The 16,877-nt window shown below is 59.1% G+C and carries 17 protein-coding genes, 1 tRNA gene and 1 pseudogene; 8 read left to right on the plus strand and 11 right to left on the minus strand.

Annotated elements, in window-relative coordinates:
• The first annotated feature begins 3 nt into the window (after positions 1–3).
• From ACLI1M_RS04750 to ACLI1M_RS04760, 3 genes are all read left to right on the plus strand, one after another.
• Positions 4–510 carry a MarR family winged helix-turn-helix transcriptional regulator gene (locus ACLI1M_RS04750; RefSeq protein ID WP_248098951.1) on the plus strand — a complete coding sequence of 169 codons (507 nt, stop codon included), beginning with the start codon at positions 4–6 and terminating at the stop codon, positions 508–510.
• 5 nt (positions 511–515) lie between these two features.
• Entirely contained in the window at positions 516–815 is a 300-nt protein-coding gene (locus ACLI1M_RS04755; protein ID WP_248098949.1) for a molecular chaperone GrpE, read from the plus strand.
• A gap of 108 nt (positions 816–923) precedes the next feature.
• Positions 924–1,127 carry a hypothetical protein gene (locus ACLI1M_RS04760; RefSeq protein WP_034668134.1) on the plus strand — a complete coding sequence of 68 codons (204 nt, stop codon included), beginning with the start codon at positions 924–926 and terminating at the stop codon, positions 1,125–1,127.
• A 59-nt stretch (positions 1,128–1,186) separates the two neighbouring features.
• Here the strand turns inward: ACLI1M_RS04760 and ACLI1M_RS04765 are convergent, their stop codons facing one another.
• Genes ACLI1M_RS04765 through ACLI1M_RS04775 form a run of 3 tightly spaced genes read right to left on the minus strand, consistent with a single transcriptional unit; the run spans position 1,187 to position 3,764 of the window.
• Positions 1,187–2,353 (minus strand): ABC transporter permease, encoded by a 1,167-nt coding sequence (locus tag ACLI1M_RS04765; protein WP_248098947.1) that lies wholly within the window; start codon positions 2,351–2,353, stop codon positions 1,187–1,189.
• Between the two features lie 3 nt (positions 2,354–2,356).
• Positions 2,357–3,256 (minus strand): ABC transporter ATP-binding protein, encoded by a 900-nt coding sequence (locus tag ACLI1M_RS04770; protein WP_248098946.1) that lies wholly within the window; start codon positions 3,254–3,256, stop codon positions 2,357–2,359.
• A 1-nt stretch (position 3,257) separates the two neighbouring features.
• Complete coding sequence (locus tag ACLI1M_RS04775) at positions 3,258–3,764, minus strand: hypothetical protein (RefSeq protein WP_239208285.1); 507 nt, start codon at positions 3,762–3,764, stop codon at positions 3,258–3,260.
• A 97-nt stretch (positions 3,765–3,861) separates the two neighbouring features.
• On the opposite strand from ACLI1M_RS04775, the gene ACLI1M_RS04780 reads away from it, so the two are divergent.
• The gene (locus tag ACLI1M_RS04780) at positions 3,862–4,659 is read left to right on the plus strand and encodes a MerR family transcriptional regulator (protein ID WP_248098943.1); all 798 of its coding nucleotides are present in this window, start codon (positions 3,862–3,864) and stop codon (positions 4,657–4,659) included.
• Between the two features lie 64 nt (positions 4,660–4,723).
• Here the strand turns inward: ACLI1M_RS04780 and ACLI1M_RS04785 are convergent.
• From ACLI1M_RS04785 to ACLI1M_RS04805, 5 genes are all read right to left on the minus strand, one after another.
• Positions 4,724–4,797 (minus strand) — tRNA-Arg (locus ACLI1M_RS04785).
• A 54-nt stretch (positions 4,798–4,851) separates the two neighbouring features.
• Complete coding sequence (locus tag ACLI1M_RS04790; protein ID WP_248098941.1) at positions 4,852–6,438, minus strand: alpha/beta fold hydrolase; 1,587 nt, start codon at positions 6,436–6,438, stop codon at positions 4,852–4,854.
• Between the two features lie 118 nt (positions 6,439–6,556).
• A complete protein-coding gene (locus ACLI1M_RS04795) occupies positions 6,557–7,177 on the minus strand; it encodes a lactate utilization protein C (RefSeq protein ID WP_023021780.1) in 621 nt (206 codons plus the stop codon).
• Complete coding sequence (locus ACLI1M_RS04800; protein ID WP_049361405.1) at positions 7,174–8,679, minus strand: lactate utilization protein B; 1,506 nt, start codon at positions 8,677–8,679, stop codon at positions 7,174–7,176. The genes ACLI1M_RS04795 and ACLI1M_RS04800 overlap by 4 nt, the downstream gene beginning before the upstream one ends.
• A complete protein-coding gene (locus ACLI1M_RS04805; RefSeq protein WP_049361528.1) occupies positions 8,679–9,464 on the minus strand; it encodes a (Fe-S)-binding protein in 786 nt (261 codons plus the stop codon). The genes ACLI1M_RS04800 and ACLI1M_RS04805 overlap by 1 nt, the downstream gene beginning before the upstream one ends.
• A 210-nt stretch (positions 9,465–9,674) precedes the next feature.
• Here ACLI1M_RS04805 and argS point away from each other — a divergent pair, with 210 nt between their 5' ends.
• The 4 genes from argS (at position 9,675) to thrB (ending at position 15,135) form a co-directional block, all read left to right on the plus strand.
• Entirely contained in the window at positions 9,675–11,327 is a 1,653-nt protein-coding gene (gene argS, locus ACLI1M_RS04810; RefSeq protein ID WP_248098938.1) for an arginine--tRNA ligase, read from the plus strand.
• On the plus strand, positions 11,328–12,665 hold the full coding sequence (gene lysA / locus ACLI1M_RS04815; protein ID WP_023021776.1) for a diaminopimelate decarboxylase: 1,338 nt from the start codon (positions 11,328–11,330) through the stop codon (positions 12,663–12,665).
• A 172-nt stretch (positions 12,666–12,837) separates the two neighbouring features.
• Positions 12,838–14,181 (plus strand): homoserine dehydrogenase, encoded by a 1,344-nt coding sequence (locus tag ACLI1M_RS04820; RefSeq protein ID WP_411706706.1) that lies wholly within the window; start codon positions 12,838–12,840, stop codon positions 14,179–14,181.
• A gap of 24 nt (positions 14,182–14,205) precedes the next feature.
• Entirely contained in the window at positions 14,206–15,135 is a 930-nt protein-coding gene (gene thrB / locus ACLI1M_RS04825) for a homoserine kinase (RefSeq protein ID WP_248098933.1), read from the plus strand.
• Here thrB and ACLI1M_RS04830 read toward each other — a convergent pair.
• From ACLI1M_RS04830 to ACLI1M_RS04840, 3 genes and pseudogenes are all read right to left on the minus strand, one after another.
• Complete coding sequence (locus ACLI1M_RS04830; protein ID WP_200287705.1) at positions 15,122–15,781, minus strand: helix-turn-helix transcriptional regulator; 660 nt, start codon at positions 15,779–15,781, stop codon at positions 15,122–15,124. The two genes, thrB and ACLI1M_RS04830, sit on opposite strands and share 14 nt — an antisense overlap.
• Positions 15,782–15,819: 38 nt before the next feature.
• Positions 15,820–16,275 carry a TOBE domain-containing protein gene (locus ACLI1M_RS04835; RefSeq protein WP_369707473.1) on the minus strand — a complete coding sequence of 152 codons (456 nt, stop codon included), beginning with the start codon at positions 16,273–16,275 and terminating at the stop codon, positions 15,820–15,822.
• A gap of 129 nt (positions 16,276–16,404) precedes the next feature.
• Positions 16,405–16,821 (minus strand): annotated as a pseudogene (locus ACLI1M_RS04840) (ATP-binding cassette domain-containing protein); the annotation flags it as partial.
• Positions 16,822–16,877: the final 56 nt, after the last annotated feature.

Here is a 16,877-nt window from a genome sequence, read left to right on the forward strand (position 1 = left end):
GCCATGCCTTCTCAAACTCGCTGGTTAGACGACGAGGAGCAGGAACTATGGCGCCTGCTCCTTGGCGCTGTGCGCAAGATTAATAGGGGAATGGATGAAACGCTCAAGGCCGGCGGCGAGGTATCTGCCTCCGAGTTTGCTGTCCTCGTTGCCTTGTCTGAGGCACCGGAGCAGCACCTGCGCCTGCACGAGTTGTGCACGCAGCTAGAGTGGGATCGCTCCCGCGCCTCCCACCAAGTAACCCGCATGGAAAAGCGCGGCCTGCTTTATAAAGAACCAGACGCGGTAGATGCCCGTGGGATCAATGTGTGCGTTACTCACGTGGGCCTAGAACACTTGCGGCGCGCCGCCCCCGAACACGTGGAATCAGTCCGCCGCATGGTTTTTGACCACCTGCAGCCCGAGGACGTGCCTGCGCTGCGGCGCTTTTTCAACGGCGTTTTGCAGGCCAAAAACCTCCCCGGCTATGAGGGATATGTGCCAGATTTGCTACTACACGGAAGGGATTAAGCTCCATGATGGGACAAGAGCTCCTTGAGCACCCAAAGAAACAATATAAGACCTACGGAATCACCGCGTTGGAGGAGCTTAGCCCGCGCATCGGTGACCCCGAAGCGCACTTGGATGATGCCGCTAGTGAGGACCAAGTTGCCGCCATGGAGGAGGCCCTAGAGGCCTACCCGGACTACGCGTTGACTTATGACCAAGACACCGAGCTATGGATTGTCGGCGCGGAAGAGGACATCGAGCGCATGCTCGCGGACCGCGAGTCTTTCATAGAGGCACTGCTCAATAACGAGGACCCCGGAATCTAAGGGCGAAATTTCGGCGTCAATCAAAAGTGCGAGGAATGCGGCCTTATAAGCACTTAACTGTTAAGATATCCGTAGTTAATCCTCGGTGGATCGAAAGGTTTTATCATTATGAACGAGCGTGAGGCTCAGGAACAGCGCGAAGCAGCAGCTCGCGACAAGGGCAATGGCTGGGTTCCCGTATTCCTTCAGTGGATTCCTTCCATGCTGCTAGCCGTAGTGATGCTGGCAGCCATGTTCTTCGGTATGTACTACATCGAGCACGGCACCTTGGACATCACCCAGCCGATCACCAACGAGTTCATTACTCAGTAGCTTCGGCACATAGAAGAATCCGGCTCCCCCTTGCACACGGCAGGGGAGCCGGATTATTTTTATTTGCCCACCGCCTGGCGCCAGGTCATCTTGCGTCCATTATTCAAAATGGCGCGGCGGTAAATTCGACCGACTAGCACGATAATCAGTGCGGTCACCACAGCCATGAGCACATAGCTAGCCAGCAATCCCAGCCAGCTGAGGTTGCCCCCGGCCACCTGCATCGGAGCGACCAGCATGGAAACCGGCGGCAACCAGGTCATAACCTGCATCCACGTGGCATCCAGATGCATCCAGCCGAACATCGGTACATACATGGTGGCAAAGACAAGGAACAGAATCGGTGCCTGCGTGGACTGGAGATCCTCGGTGCGCTGCACCATGGAGCCGGCTGCAGCGTAGAGGCTGCCAAAGAAAAGCAATCCTAAAATCTCGCCTACAAGGAGGACGGCTACCAAGCCATAATCTAGCTCGAAGTCACTAGCTAGGCCGGACGCAGCAATCGAAATCGCGCCACCGCCCAGGATGAGGAGGGTGGCCAAGAAACCGGCGATGGTATTGCCCAAAATCTTGCCGGCTAGGAAGTCCACCGGGCGCGCGGAAGATAAGATAATTTCCACCACGCGGGAGGACTTTTCCTCCGTGACGCGGCCGCCAATCAGGCCAGCGAAGGTCATGATGGAAAAGACCACTGCCATTGCGCCAATGAGGACCGTGGCTACGCCGGCCATCTTTTGTTCAGTGCCGTCCTCTTCTTCTAGATTCACCTGATTTACCGTGGTCGACGGGGTAGCCTTTTCTAGCTCCTGCGGGTCAATATTGAGCTTTTCCAGCGCCGTTGCTTGTGCTTGAGAAGAAACGATTTGGTTGACGGTGGTAGTTACCGCAGCAGGCGTATCGCCCTTGCTCAAGAGATCCCAGCCGTCGTTTTCTGCTGGCACGAGGGCGGCATCGGCCTCGTCATTTTCCACCAATTGCTGGGCTTCCGCGCGGTCTTTCGCTGCTGTGGCATCGATGCCGGAATCTTTGAAGGCGGACGCTTCCATCCCCACGACGGCTACGGAATCAGGTTCTTCATCGCCGCTGAAGAAGCTGATAGCAATTGGGGCGATAATGGCGCCGAGGATGAGGAGCAGCATAGTGCCCACTACCATCTTCGACTTCAGCGCGACTGCCATTTCACGCTTGGCTACGACGCCGATGGTCTTCATTGCGGAATACTGCATGGCTTAGGCCTCCTCATTCTGGTTGCTGGTGACGACGTCCTGGAAAAGCTCGGTCAGGTCTGGGATCTTGCGACCGAAGGAATGCACTGGGCCAGCGGCTAGGGCAGCCTGCAGGATCGTCTGGTCATCAACGCTGGGATCTGCTTGGATTACCATGGCGTCGGGAGTTTCGGCCACCAGCTCCGTGCCCTCCGGGTACCAGCCGCGTGCTGGGGTAGCGACCTCAAAGCGCGGCGGGCCCTGGCTGCGCAGCTTATCGACGCCCCCTTCGGTCACCATGTGCCCCTTCGTCACAATGCCCACGCGGTCACATAAGCGCTGCACCAAGTCCAACTGGTGCGAGGAGAAAATGACGGGAACGCCACGGTTGGCGCGCTCGCGCAGCATATCTGACATCACGTTGACTGCTACTGGGTCCAGACCGGAAAAGGGCTCGTCCAGAATCAGCATGTCTGGGTCGTGAATCAGGGAGGCCGCGAGCTGTACTCGCTGTTGGTTGCCCAAGGAGAGGTCATCGAGCTTATCGTCCATGCGCTCGCCCAAGCCCAGCTGCTCAAGGAGCTCAGCGCCGGCGCGCTTGGCGGCAGACTTGTCCATACCGTGCAGCGTGCCAAGGAAGACCAACTGGCTGAGCAGAGGTTCTTTCCCGTAGAGGCCGCGCTCTTCTGGCATATAACCAATGCGGCGGCGGTTATCGTCATTAATCGGGGCGTCATCAAAGTAGACTTCGCCGGAGTCTTTCGCCAGCACACCTAGTGCAATGCGCATGGTGGTGGACTTTCCGGCGCCGTTGGAGCCGACAAACCCGAAGATTTCGCCCTCGCCAACGCTAAAGGTCATATCCCGCAGGGCTTGCGTCTCCCCGAAGGACTTATTGAGGTGGTCAATGGTCAAGGTGGGCATATTAGTGCTCCGTGTTCTGGTTGAAGGTTAGTGCGTAGCCGACGGCGGGCAGGGTGGTAGAGATGAAGAAGCTAAAAAGCAGAAAATAGCCGGCCCCAAGTAAGTATTTGGTACCAATAGTGCCGGTAATCCCTCCTCCGAGGAACCAATTCCCCACGAGGAGCGTGGCGAAACCGCCGACAAATAGCAGGGAAGTAGACAGCTTGAAGGCCCTGCGGCGCCACTCATCCAGGACCTGGGCTTCATATTCATCGAGAAAAGACAGCGGCTTGCTGTCCTTGGAATCGATGGTTATGCGCAGAATGGTCCACGGGACGCACGAGAGGACCATTGCTACAGACATGGCCAAGAGAGACCAGTAGGAGGAAAACGCTAGTGCGCAGATGAGGGAAATCGCGGAAATGGCTACGCACAGATACATAGACGCGATTAATCCACGGGTGGGGCCTGGTCGGCGGAACCGCTCGGCACGGACCTTTGTAGAAACAGGGTTGTCGTTTGCTGTCATGCACCCAAGTGTTGCATAAACCCAACACTCTGGCAAGAGATTCTGCAGATTTTCTCTGGGTTGACCCTGACGTGGCGTAAGGCGCGACAATGAAGTCATGGACGACATCGATGAAGTTCTCTATACCGTTGGCGAGGTAGCAGCGCTCTTCCGTATTACGGTGCGCACGCTGCATCACTGGGAGGCGCAAGGTTTGCTGTCACCCACGTGGCGCAGCTGGTCCAACTACCGGCTATATACCGAGGAAGACTGTGCCCGAGTGCAGAAGATTCTCATCTACCGCGCCACTGGTATGAAATTGACCGATATTAAACAGCTGCTAGATGGCGCTGCCTCCGATATAGAACATTTGCAGAGGCAGAGGGAAAGCTTGCTTGCCCAGCGCGACAACCTCAGTGAAATGCTGGCAGCGATTGACACCTTGATGGAGGATGCAATGAATAAACGAAAGCTCACTGTGGAAGAAATCGGACACATTGTCGGCGATGCTAACTTCGCCGCGCATCAACAAGAAGCTGAAGAGGCCTATGGTTCGAGCGAGGACTGGGCAATGTATCAGCAACGCACTGCCGACTGGTCGAAGCAGAACTGGAGCGATGCCCAAGCGGCAGTTGCTGAGGTGGAAAAGGAGCTGGCACAGGCTATAGCCGGTGGAGTGGCACCGGACTCGGAGGAGGCCCAGGGGCTCGTCGAAAAGCACCGCGCAGCACTCAGCGCTTTCTTTCCTGTAACGCCGGCAAAGCACTACTTAATTTCCCGCGGCTACGTTGCCGATGAGCGCTTCCGTGCTCATTATGAGGCGCAGCAGGAAGGGCTGGCCCAGTGGCTGGCGGACGCGATAGAGCATGCGGCTAAGAAGCAAGGGGTGGATACCGCTAACCCGGAGTGGAAATAGGTAGCGGGCCGGAAAATGAATAAACCGCTGGCCACCAAAAAGTACTGGTGGCCAGCGGTGACTGTGTCCCCGACAGGGATCGAACCTGCGACCTTCGGTACCGGAAACCGATGCTCTAATCCGCTGAGCTACGGAGACATCGCTGGGAAAAATTCCCAACGATGTGATTTTAGCGCATGGGTTAGTGGGGGACTAAATCAACCCTGGAGCGTCGGTGGCAGCGACTTCACCGGTGCGCAGGTAGTGCACGCCGATGTCATCGACAACCTTATTCTCGGCGGCAAAGTGCCCATGGCCAGGGCCGTGGACGGTGACTACACGCGACTGCATCGGCTTGGAGAGGCTCGTGTGGTATTGGTACGGCGTTTGTGGATCGCCCGTTGCTTGAATCTGGAGGGGCTTGGTGGCGAGCTTGGAACCGTCGAGAGGCGCCTGGCCAGTGACCGGCGCACGTCCACCGCAGCCCGCGCCGGAGCCGTAGAGAGAGTTGAATTGGGTGAAGGGATCAAAGCTGACGAAGTTGGACCACAGGTAGCTCGGGTACAGCAGCGGATTTCCGGGCACGGTGTTTTCATTGCAGACAATGAGGTTTTGCATATTTATTGCCTGAACTTGGGACTCTTGCGCTTTGCGCGTTGCCTCTGGATCGGACTGCTCGGCATCTATAGGCTCGCTGCCATTTAGGTGCTTGGCAAAGGCATCCCATCGTGAAGGGGTCGGTACAACAAGGAGGCGCGTCATGTTCAGTAACGGGGAGGCTGCCTGCACGGCGTTGGGGTTGTGAATCTTCTGGCTGAGGAACTCCGCCTGCACGCGCAATGGGCCGGTGGCGGTCATGATGTCCGCACCAGGTTGACCGGCAAATTCGAGTCCTGGAGGTAGGTCACCAATCTTGGCGTTCGGTGGCAAAACGGTGGGGCGTACACCTGCCTCACGAGCTACCTTTTGAGACCACTTTTCATAGACCTGCAGCGGGGTGGTGCCGAGGTGGTACTTGGCATCATTTTTGGCGATGAACCCGAAGAGATCATGCAGTGCCTTTTCATAGCCGCGTTGTTGCGAAGCAAAGATGCCATTCCACGCCAGCTTGGGGCTCATACCGGAATCCAACAAGACCTTGCCGGTGTGCTCCGGATACTTGGTGGCATAAGCGGAGCCGAGGTAGGTGCCATAAGAAGTACCGGCGATATCAATCTTGTCCTCGCCCAGGGCGCGGCGTACCATCTCCCAATCCTCCAGGGTATTGGCGGTGGTCAAAGAATTGGTATAGCCCGGGGTGTTCTTCTCGCAGGCATCGCGAGTGATTTTTCCTACCTGCAGGCTTCCTCGGAGTGGGTCGCTGGTAGCCGTGGCATCGCACTTGACAGGGGTGGAGCCTGGAAGGCCGCGTGGCTGTACGCCGATAGTGTCCCACTCGTCGCGCACGGCCTGTGGCCACGGAATAGCGCTATTGCCGGCCCAGCCATAAGCATCGCCGCTTGGGCCACCAGGGTTTGTGAACAACGCGCCACGGCGGGCGCTTGGCTTGGCGGCGGGAACGCGCACGAAGCCGACGCTAATGGTGCCGGCCTCTGGGTTGTCGTAGTACGTAGGAACCTCGATGCGTCCGCATTCGGCGTTGTCGATGTCTACCTGTTCAGGGCAGTCTTCCCAGGAAATGGTGGGCTTGGTTTCCTGCGGTGCAGGTGCAGGCGCGGCCGTGGCAATCGGTGCAGTGATGCCCATGGTAAGTGCGGCAGCACCGAGCGTGGCCGCAAGCTTTGAAGAAAAAGAAAGCATAGGTTAGGTCTCCAGAATAAGAATTATTGGTAGACCTAGCCTATGCTTTTTTGATGCTTTTGGCATCATATTCACAGTAGGTGGGTGCCCTCACCGGCCGGGGCGAGGGCTATGCAACCTACTTGACGATGAGGACGATGAGGTCACGCGGGCCGTGTACGCCCTCAACACGAGTGAGCTCGATATCGGAGGTAGCGGACGGGCCGGAAATCCAGGTTGCAGGCTTCTCTGGATCCATGCGGGAGATGACCTCGGGGATGCCGTAGACGATCTCATCCTGGTGGACGATGCACAGGTGACGATCCGGAACCAGGGTGAGCGCGCGACGACCGCAACGTTCATCAGACTCGAGCACGATGGTGCCGGTCTGGGCGGAGGTGACGTGGGAATAAGTGACCACTGCGTCGGTCTCATTAAGGGTGCGCGGATCGACACTCTTATCGTCCGGCTTCGCGTCGAAGCCTTCGAATAGGCTGGCATCCATGCCCTCGGCATAGCGGATGTCGTTGCACTTGCGGTCCTTGAGGATCTTGGCGATGGCCTGCTTGAGCTCGCCTTCCTCGGTGACGTGCACCTCGGCCTTGTAGTCCTCGAGTCGGTCAATGAGCATATCGCGCAGTTCGTCCGCGTTCAGGGTGCCTTCGCGCTGGTAGTCGCGTGGGGCATCAACGTGGTCGGGGAGACCAGCCTGCTTTTGGGCGGAGCGGATGCGGCTTAGGATTTCCTGCTTTGCGTTCACTTTTTGGACTCCTCACGGGCCTCGGCAAGAAGTTCCTTGCCTTCTTCGGATTCAAACCACTGGCGGAAGGACTTCTTCGGCGGAACCGCGGTATCGCGGCCTTCGGACCAACCGGACATAAACAGTGGCAGGGATTCGATGGTCTTGTTGGTGCCACCCAAAATGCGGCCCAAGGCGACCATGTGGGTTGCCTTGTTCCACAGCTTCGGGTTGCTCCACAGCAGCTGGATGGTCTTGAAGAGCTTCGGCTCGATTGGTGGGGTGGCGTGGGTGACCTTCTGGTGACGGTTTTCCAAAATGACGTCAGAAAGCGGAATCTTAACCGGGCAAACCTCGTCGCAGCGGCCACACAGCGAGCAAGCATAAGGCAGGCTGGCGGAAGGATCGTTGTGGTCCTTCATGCCGGTGAGCTGTGGCGTCAGGGAAATGCCAATTGGGCCAGGGTAGACCGAGCCGTAGGCGTGGCCGCCGGCGCGTTCGTAGACTGGGCAAACATTCAGGCAGGCCGAGCAACGGATACACTTGAGGGCCTGGTGGCCAATCGGGGAGGACAGGGCCGCGGTACGGCCGTTATCCAGCAGCACCAAGTGGAAGTTCTGCGGGCCATCGCCCTCAGTAACGCCGGACCACATGGAGGTGTATGGGTTCATACGCTCCGCGGTGGAAGAACGCGGCAGCAGCTGTAGGAAGACTTCCAGGTCCTGGAAGGTAGGAACCAGCTTTTCAATGCCCATGACGGTAATGAGGGTCTCCGGCAGGGTCAGGCACATGCGGCCATTGCCCTCGGACTCCACGATGTTGATGGTGCCGGTTTCTGCTACGCCGAAGTTGGCGCCAGAGATGGCAACCTTGGCCTTCATGAACTGCTCGCGCAGGAACTGGCGGGATGCCTCTGCCAGCTCGGCCGGCTCTGCCTGCAGGGAGTCATCGGTGTTCGGCATCTTGTTGACGAAGATATCGCGAATCTCCGCGCGGTTGCGGTGGATAGCCGGAACCAGAATGTGGGATGGCTTATCCTCACCCAGCTGCACGATGAGCTCTGCCAGGTCAGTCTCGCGAGCGTTGATGCCCGCTGCCTCCAGGTGCTCGTTCATGCCGATTTCCTGGGTGGCCATGGACTTAACCTTGACCACATCGGTCTCGCCGGTGGCGCGAATCAGACCCTCGATGATCTGGTTAGCTTCCTTGGCATCGCGTGCCCAGTGGACAGTGCCACCGCGCGCCTTAACTGCCTCTTCGAACTGCTCGAGCAGTTCTGGCATGCGGGCGGCGACATCTTCCTTAATTGCGGAACCAGCGGCGCGCAGCTCCTGCCAATCATCCAGCTCTTCTACAGCGCCAGAGCGCTTCTCACGAATGGAGGTAGTGGCATGCTGCAGGTTGTGGCGCTGGGTGGCGTTGTTTAGGCCAACGTGTGCGAGGGGAACAAAGGCCTTGCTGCCGCGCAGGTTACCGTAGCCTTCCGGCGCACGCGGTGGGGTGGTATCGAGGAAAGAGGTCATTAGAGCATCGTCTCCTTGGAGTAGGCGGCGGAGGTAGGAGTCCATGGGTGCTCCTTGGTGGAAGCCAAGATCTCAGCCATGTGAACGGCGCGGACACCGGAACGCTGGCGGCTCAGGGCACCACCGATGTTCATCAGGCAGGAGGAGTCACCGCCGGTGACGAATTCTGCTTCGGTTTCCTTAACGTGGCGGGTCTTATCCGTGACCATCGCGCGGGATACTTCCGCATTCTTGATTGCGAAGGTACCGCCGAAGCCACAGCATTCTTCCTTATTAGGAAGGGTGACCAGGTCGATGCCCTCTACTTCTTGGAGCAGCTGCAGCGGGCGGTCGCCCAGTTTCAGGAAGCGCAAGCCGTGGCAGGAGGGGTGGTAGGTCACGCGGTGCGGGAAGAATGCGCCCACATTGGTCACGCCGGCAACGTCGACCAAGAATTCGGGTAAATCCAGGGTCTTTTGGGTGGTCTTGCGGGCGCCGTCGACGTCGGCGGAGTTGCCGAAACGGTCGGCGATGCGCTCGTGCTGTTCACGAACGGCGCCCACGCAGGAACCGGAGGCCGCAACTACGTAGTCAATAGAGGGATCTGCGAAGGCATCCGCATAAGAGCGGATCATGCCGAGGGTTTCCTTCTGGTAGCCGGTATTGATGTGCATCTGGCCGCAGCAGGTCTGTTCTTCCGGGAAGACCACTTCGTGGCCCAAGCGGGAGAGAACCAGTGCCGTTGCCTTTTGTACGTCCGGGAAAAGGGCGTCACCAATGCAAGTGGAAAATAGCGCAATGCGCATACGGTGCTCCTCGTTGATTTTTGACATGGGGTAGCCACAACCTTACTCCCTTTAAGCAGTACGTGCGTAATGCGTCTCCTCGTTGACCAGCGATTATTTTGCAATATTAGTGTTGCAGAAAGTCTCTATCAGCCGTTTGTGCAGTAAAGGGGACTTTTAGGGCACGGCCCTTTTCACACTTGACTTTTCAGTCCACTAGAATCGTGCGACATGACACCAGCTGATTTGGCCACACTGATTAAAGAAACTGCCACCAAGGTCATGGAAAGCCATGACCTTGACTCCTCCGTCTTGCCCGAAACGGTAACCGTCGAACGCCCTCGCAATCCTGAACACGGCGATTATGCCACCAACGTGGCACTGCAGGTGGCCAAAAAGGCCGGAACTAACCCGCGCGAGCTAGGAGGCTGGTTGGCAGAGTCCCTGGCGGAAAATGACGCCATTGCGGAGGCCGACATTGCCGGGCCTGGTTTCCTTAATATTCGCCTTGCTGCCGATGCCCAGGGGGAGATCGTCGCGCAGATTCTCCGCGCCGGCAAGGAGTATGGCTCTAATGATTCCTTTGCAGGCAAGAAGGTGAATCTAGAATTCGTCTCCGCTAACCCCACCGGTCCGATCCACCTTGGTGGTACTCGTTGGGCCGCAGTGGGAGATTCCTTGGGTCGCGTGCTGGAGGCATCCGGCGCGGAGGTTACCCGCGAGTATTACTTCAATGACCATGGCGGCCAGATTGACCGTTTCTCCCGCTCCCTCGTGGCGGCCGCGAAGGGCGAGCCAACTCCGGAGGATGGCTATGGCGGAGCCTATATCCAAGACATCGCTGCGGCCGTGGTGGAGAAGAATCCATCCGCCCTGGAGGGCAGCGATGAAGAAGTGCAGGAAGCCTTCCGTGCAGACGGTGTAGAGATGATGTTTGCGCAGATTAAGCAATCTCTGCATGAGTTTGGCGTGGACTTTGATGTCTACTTCCACGAGAACTCCCTCTTTGAGTCCGGTGCGGTCGACGCTGCGCTGGACAAGCTCAAGGCTGAAGGCAATATGTATGAGGCCGAGAATGCGTGGTGGCTCAAATCCACCGACTACGGCGATTCGAAGGACCGCGTGGTGGTTAAGTCCGATGGCAATGCGGCCTATATCGCAGGCGATATCGCATACGTGGCTGATAAGTTCGACCGCGGCCATGATCTGAATATCTACATGCTGGGTGCGGACCACCACGGCTATGTGCCGCGCTTGAAGGCGGCAGCTGCCGCCTTGGGCTACGATGCCGATGCTGTCGAGGTACTAATTGGCCAGCTAGTCAACCTTTTGCGCGATGGCAAGCCGGTGCGCATGTCCAAGCGTGCGGGCACAGTTATCACCATGGAGGACCTCGTGGCCGCCATCGGCGTGGACGCCTCCCGTTACTCCCTGGTGCGTTCCTCTGTGGACCAGAGCATCGATATCGACCTCGGTCTGTGGGAATCCCAGTCCTCCGATAACCCGGTCTATTACGTGCAGTACGGCCACGCCCGCCTGTGCTCTATCGGCCGCAAGGCAGCCGAGCTGGGCGTTGATGCCGAAGGTGCGGACCTTTCCCTGCTCACCCATGAACGCGAGGGAGATCTCATCCGTACGCTGGGTGAATTCCCGGCCGTAGTGGAAGAGGCAGCGCAGTTGCGCGAACCGCACCGCATTGCCCGCTACGCCGAGGACCTCGCTGCGGTATTCCACCGTTTCTATGACTCTTGCCAGGTCCTGCCCAAGGCCGGCGAGGAAAAGGCTCCTATCCATGGCGCCCGCCTGGCATTGGCGCAGGCAGCCCGCGTGGTCCTGGCTAATGCCTTGACCATGGTGGGCGTAAGCACCCCGGAGAAGATGTAAATGGCGGATTTTAATGAGTTGCCCGCCCATGTCTGGCCGCGCAATGCGCAGCGCGAGGAAGACGGCGTAGTTACCATCGCCGGCGTTCCGTTGCCGGACTTGGCGGAGGAATTCCACACCCCGCTCTACGTTTTCGATGAAGATGACTTCCGGTCCCGCTGCCAGGACATGGCGCGTGCCTTTGGCGGCCCGGAGCATGTGCACTATGCCTCCAAGGCATTCATTTCCAAGAAGATTGTCAATTGGGTCAATGAGGAAGGCCTGTGCTTGGATGCGGCCTCCCTCAACGAGCTCAAGATTGCACTGGCGGCAGAATTCCCGGCCGAGCGCATTACCACGCATGGCAATAATAAGGACGAAGAGTACCTGCGGCTGTGTGTAGATGCCGGCGTGGGTCACGTCGTCATCGATAATGAGCACGAACTCGAAGAACTCAATCGCATCGCTGGGGAAGCGGGCAAGGTGCAGCCGGTCATGATCCGCGTCAAGCCGGGCGTGGATGCGCATACGCATGAATTCATCGCGACAGCGCATGAGGATCAAAAGTTCGGCATTTCGCTAGCCACCGGTGCCGCCTTCGCCGCGGCCAAGCGATGTTTGGAGGCAGAGAACCTGCACTTGAGCGGCCTGCACTGCCATGTGGGCTCCCAGGTCTTTAATGCGGAGGGCTTTAAGCTTGCTGCCGAGCGCGTCATGGGCCTGTACCGTCAGATCTACACCGAACTGAACGTGACTCTGGCAGAGCTCGATTTGGGCGGTGGCTTCGGCATTCCCTATATGCCCTATGAGGAGGCACTGGATATCGAGCGCGTGGCCAGCGATATGCTCGGTGCGGTCAAGCACACCGCAGAGGAGTTGGGCATCGAGGCGCCCTTCCTCCTAGTCGAGCCTGGCCGTTCCTTGGTCGCCGGCTCTGCGGTGACCGTCTACCGAGTGGGTACCGTCAAGGATGTAGAAACCGGCAAGTCCGATCTGCCCCTGCGCCGCTATATCTCTGTCGATGGCGGAATGTCGGACAATATACGTCCGGCCCTTTACGGCTCGGCGTATGACGTACGCGTGGTCAACCGCTTTAGCGATGGGGAAGAGGTGCCCTCGCGCGTGGTGGGTTTCCACTGCGAATCCGGAGATATCCTACTTGAGGATGGCGAGCTACCCAATGATATCCAGCCGGGAGACTTGATCGCCTTTGCGGCTACCGGCGGCTACCAGTACATGATGTCCTCACGCTATAACGGTGCGGTGCGCCCAGCGGTCGTCGCCACGCGCGTGGGACATACCAAGCCAATGCTGCGGCGCGAGACCATCGAGGATCTTCTCTCCCTCGAAGTGGACTAGCTGGCACGCGAGCCCCGCCACAAAACCTATTTTAATTCAGGCCTTGTGGCGGGGCTTTTTCTATCTATGGGTCTATTTAGGGCGAAAGTAGACAGCTTGTTCTGTATAGTGTCCTGTATCCGCACTGAGCGGGAACGACACGTTAACCCCAACTTCAATATGGAGACGGACTATGGCTGCATCGACTAGCGAGCTTCAGGCACAAAAGCATTCCGGCAAGGGCGAGGGTGAGACCGTTGGTATCGCGCTGCTGGGCTTTGGCACCGTTGGTGCTGAGGTCTTCCGCTTGCTGGGAGAGAATGCTGATGCCTTTGCTCACCGCATTGGCGGCCCAGCCGAGATTCGCGGCATCGCCATCCAGAATAAGAATAAGCTGCGCCCAGGGGTACCCCAGGAGCTATTGACCGATGATGCCAAGGCACTTGTCGCCCGCGACGATATCGACCTTGTAGTCGAGGTCATCGGCGGCATTGATTTTCCGCGCGAGCTGGTCCTCGCCGCGCTTAATTCCGGCAAATCCGTGGTTACCGCTAATAAGGCGCTGGTGGCCGCGCATGCGGATGAGTTGGCAGAAGCCGCCGACCGTGCCGGCGTGGACCTTTACTTTGAGGCTGCCGTGGCCGCCGCTATCCCGGTGGTGGGCATGTTGCGCCGCTCCTTGGCCGGCGATCAGGTAGAGCGCATCTCCGGCATTGTCAACGGCACCACCAACTTCATCTTGGATGCCATGGAGTCCACGGGTGCCTCTTATGATGAGGCACTGGCCGAGGCCACCCGCCTAGGCTACGCCGAGGCTGATCCCACCGCGGATGTTGAGGGCCACGACGCCGCCTCCAAGGCCGCCATTATGGCATCTTTGGGCTTTCACACCCGCGTGAAGTTTGAAGACGTGCACTGCGAGGGCATTACCAAGGTCACGGCCGCGGATATCGCGGCGGCCAATGATGCCGGCTATTCCATCAAGCTGTTGGCCATCTGCGAACGCCTTCAGCGGGAGGACGGATCCGAAGCCGTCAACGCCCGCGTACACCCCACTTTGGTGCCCAAGGAGCACCCGCTGGCTTCTGTCAGCGAGTCCTATAACGCCATCTTCGTCGAGGCCGAGGCCGCAGGTTCCCTGATGTTCTACGGCAATGGCGCGGGTGGCAATCCTACGGCTTCTGCCGTGCTTGGCGACGTCGTCGGTGCAGCCCGCAATATCGTCCACGGCGGCCGCGCACCGGGTGAAAATACCTACGCCAATCTTCCTATCGCCGACTTTGGTGAGGTGGAAACCCGCTATCACATCGATATGGAGGTCCAAGACCGCACCGGTGTGCTCGCGGCCATCTCTGCGGCCTTTGCAAATAATGGCGTATCCCTGCGCACGGTACGCCAAGAGGACGGCGAAGATACTGCTCGCCTCATCGTGGTCACCCATGCTGCCAAGGAAGCCACCCTGGACAAGATCGTGGCTGACTTGGATGAGCTAGCTGAGGTCAAGGCCGTCCATTCCGTAATCCGCCTCGGCAGCTAGCCCGACGCAATAGACTGAATAGCTATGAGTATCGAAGTTGAAGTCGGCACCAAAGCAATCGTGACCGTTCCCGCTTCTACGGCGAATCTTGGCCCCGGTTACGACACCTTGGGCATGGCGCTAAGCCTTTATGACACCGTCGAGGTAGAGGTCACCACCTCTGGGCTGGAGGTAGAGATTTTTGGTGAGGGCACAGAAGACCTGCCGCGCGATGGCTCCCACCTAGTGGTTAAGGCGATTCGCTCCGCGCTTTCGACAGCCGATGCTACCGTGCCGGGCCTGCGGGTGGTTTCGCATAATAATATTCCGCAGTCGCGTGGCTTAGGCTCTTCCGCCTCCGCCGCTGTGGCGGGCGTGGCCGCTGGCAATGCACTGGCGGGAAGCCCCCTCACCCAAGACCAGGTGGTGCAGCTTTCTTCCGCTTTTGAGGGCCACCCCGATAATGCCGCCGCCTCCGTGCTGGGGGATGCCGTGGTGTCGTGGACCAATGTCCCCGTCGATGGCCACTCCTTGCCGGACTATCGCGCTGCTTCCATCAAGGTGCATAAAGATATTCGTGCCACCGCGCTCGTGCCGGATTTCCACGCGTCTACCCAGGCGGTGCGTCGCGTATTGCCGTCGCACGTGACTCATTCGGATGCGGCGTTTAACGTCTCGCGCACCGCGGTGCAAGTGGCTGCATTGCAAAACTATCCGGACCTTTTGTGGGAAGGCACCCGCGATCGCCTGCACCAGCCGTACCGAGCGGATGTGCTTCCTGTGACCGCGGAGTGGGTCAACCGTCTGCGCAACCGAGGATACGCAGCTTACCTCTCCGGCGCCGGCCCGACCGTAATGGTGCTGCACACCGAGGACATCGATGAGAGCATTCTTGCCGACGCCCGCGAGCAAAACCTCCGCGTCCTCGACCTCGCCATCGCCGGCCCTGTCAGCGTGGAGCTTACGCAGGCTTAATTTCCAGCCTGCATACGTTGTGAGGCTGGCGCGGCACTAGGTTAATAGTGGTGCCTTCATCGGTAGTTTCTTGCAGGAAGCCAGCGTGTACCGCGCAGAGGAATGGTGAAGGCTGGAGTCCCGAAGACACAAACGGGCAGGCACGGAGCTCCATGTCGGTAGAGTCTGGCTGCATGGCGGGGTCAAAGCCCATATCGCGCAGCGTGGAAAAGAGCGTATCGAGTGCGCGATCGGAGCCCTCCGCGCCTGCAGCGCGTGCCCAGCGGCGCCCGATCTCGATGGCCTTGGCAGACGCGGCGTCGTCAAGCTCTTCCTTGCCCGCCAGCATGGTGGTCAGCACTTCTACCAGGGTGATGTATTCCTCTGCCACGGTCTTATTGTCTGGGACGCGGACTTGGAAAATCAGGGAAGGGCGTCCCCGGCCCTTACTCGGCGCGGATAGCACGTTTATGGCTCCGGCGTTGACCAGCTCATCGATGTGGCCGCGGGCGGTGTTGACGTGCATGCCAAGCTCCTCGGCCACGGTGCCAGCTTTGGCGCCATTGGGGTGGCGTTGTAAGGCTGCGAGTACCTCGCGTTGCTTTGGCGAGAGATTGAGGGCCTCGGGGAAGAGTTCGGTGGTGGGCCGGGGTAGTGAGTCAGGCATGGTAGGAAATCCGCCTTGGGGTCTGCATAACAGAGATTTTATTTGGGGTGGACAAAAACGTTTGCTGTAGATATTGCCAAGGATACGGTGCTACCCACCGCAAAACCTAAAGCAGACTCGCGGTCTACCGGTACGGTGGCCTCGTAACCGCCCAGATCCACGCGCAGCTGAGCGGCTGCGAGGCTGGTGGCCTCGACCGCTAGGACTCGCACAGCCCACTGGTTGCAGGCTTCCGGCACGGCACCGATGGTGACCGCATGCGGATCGAATGTCACCGCCACCTCCTGCCCGGGCTGAACAGGCGCGTATTCCGTCGTTGCCAAAATAGTAATCTCCCCGCAGGCGACCTCCACAGTGGAGGCATCTGTGGCGGTCACCGTTCCTTCAATGCGGTTAAGCCCCGCGAGTGCCGCAACGAAGCCAGTCGGCGGGGCATCAAGGAGCCGCGCGGTAGCGCCGTGCGCTCGCACCTGTCCGGCTTCCATGACCAGCATGTCTTGCGCCAGGTTCGCAATGTCGAGCGCGTTATGGGTAACGAGCAGGGTGGTCCTATCCTCGCGGGCAGCGTGCAGAAAGTGGCGCCACCTCTCAGCCGATTTCACGTCGACTGCGGCAAGTGGCTCGTCCAATATGAGAACGGCTGGTCGTGCGGCTAGCGCGCGCACCAGGGCCACGTGGGCGGCCTGGCCGCCGGAGAGGGCTGTTACTGGGACGTCGGCAAGCTCGTGCAATCCTGCTGCCGCGAGAAGCTCATGCGCACGGGTCCTATCGCGGGTAACCATGGCGACCGCTTGCTGGGCCGTCGAGCGCGGCGGCAAGCCCGGCCGCTGGGTGAGTAAGACGATGCCGGTTCCGTCTGGAGAAACCTCACCGCCGCTCAGGCGCCCAGCAATGCGTCCCATAAAAGTGGTCTTGCCGGAGCCGTTCGGGCCCACCACGGCCGTAATGGCTCGCGGAGACAAAGCCGTGCGCACGCCATCGACCGTCACGGATACCGCCTGCGCATTCGTGGGCTGGGTGAGCTCGCGGAGCTTGTCCACGTCCAGTGAATGCAGCTGCCTTGCCTGCGGCTGGTAGCGCCGCCTGCGCAGGGCCG

Origin of the sequence: Corynebacterium sp. LaCa54 (assembly GCF_046717495.1) — a bacterium.
Classification (GTDB): Bacteria; Actinomycetota; Actinomycetes; order Mycobacteriales; family Mycobacteriaceae; genus Corynebacterium; species Corynebacterium kefirresidentii.

Excerpts from the sequence above, each read along its gene's own strand:
- lysA (WP_023021776.1), top strand. The coding sequence starts at position 11,328 with ATGGCGGATTTTAATGAGTTGCCCGCCCATGTCTGGCCGCGCAATGCG.
- ACLI1M_RS04805 (WP_049361528.1), bottom strand. The coding sequence starts at position 9,464 with ATGCGCATTGCGCTATTTTCCACTTGCATTGGTGACGCCCTTTTCCCG.
- ACLI1M_RS04820 (WP_411706706.1), top strand. The coding sequence starts at position 12,838 with ATGGCTGCATCGACTAGCGAGCTTCAGGCACAAAAGCATTCCGGCAAG.
- ACLI1M_RS04755 (WP_248098949.1), top strand. The coding sequence starts at position 516 with ATGATGGGACAAGAGCTCCTTGAGCACCCAAAGAAACAATATAAGACC.
- thrB (WP_248098933.1), top strand. The coding sequence starts at position 14,206 with ATGAGTATCGAAGTTGAAGTCGGCACCAAAGCAATCGTGACCGTTCCC.
- ACLI1M_RS04765 (WP_248098947.1), bottom strand. The coding sequence starts at position 2,353 with ATGCAGTATTCCGCAATGAAGACCATCGGCGTCGTAGCCAAGCGTGAA.
- ACLI1M_RS04800 (WP_049361405.1), bottom strand. The coding sequence starts at position 8,679 with ATGACCTCTTTCCTCGATACCACCCCACCGCGTGCGCCGGAAGGCTAC.
- ACLI1M_RS04775 (WP_239208285.1), bottom strand. The coding sequence starts at position 3,764 with ATGACAGCAAACGACAACCCTGTTTCTACAAAGGTCCGTGCCGAGCGG.
- ACLI1M_RS04750 (WP_248098951.1), top strand. The coding sequence starts at position 4 with ATGCCTTCTCAAACTCGCTGGTTAGACGACGAGGAGCAGGAACTATGG.
- argS (WP_248098938.1), top strand. The coding sequence starts at position 9,675 with ATGACACCAGCTGATTTGGCCACACTGATTAAAGAAACTGCCACCAAG.
- ACLI1M_RS04770 (WP_248098946.1), bottom strand. The coding sequence starts at position 3,256 with ATGCCCACCTTGACCATTGACCACCTCAATAAGTCCTTCGGGGAGACG.
- ACLI1M_RS04760 (WP_034668134.1), top strand. The coding sequence starts at position 924 with ATGAACGAGCGTGAGGCTCAGGAACAGCGCGAAGCAGCAGCTCGCGAC.
- ACLI1M_RS04780 (WP_248098943.1), top strand. The coding sequence starts at position 3,862 with ATGGACGACATCGATGAAGTTCTCTATACCGTTGGCGAGGTAGCAGCG.
- ACLI1M_RS04830 (WP_200287705.1), bottom strand. The coding sequence starts at position 15,781 with ATGCCTGACTCACTACCCCGGCCCACCACCGAACTCTTCCCCGAGGCC.
- ACLI1M_RS04835 (WP_369707473.1), bottom strand. The coding sequence starts at position 16,275 with ATGCTGGTCATGGAAGCCGGACAGGTGCGAGCGCACGGCGCTACCGCG.
- ACLI1M_RS04790 (WP_248098941.1), bottom strand. The coding sequence starts at position 6,438 with ATGCTTTCTTTTTCTTCAAAGCTTGCGGCCACGCTCGGTGCTGCCGCA.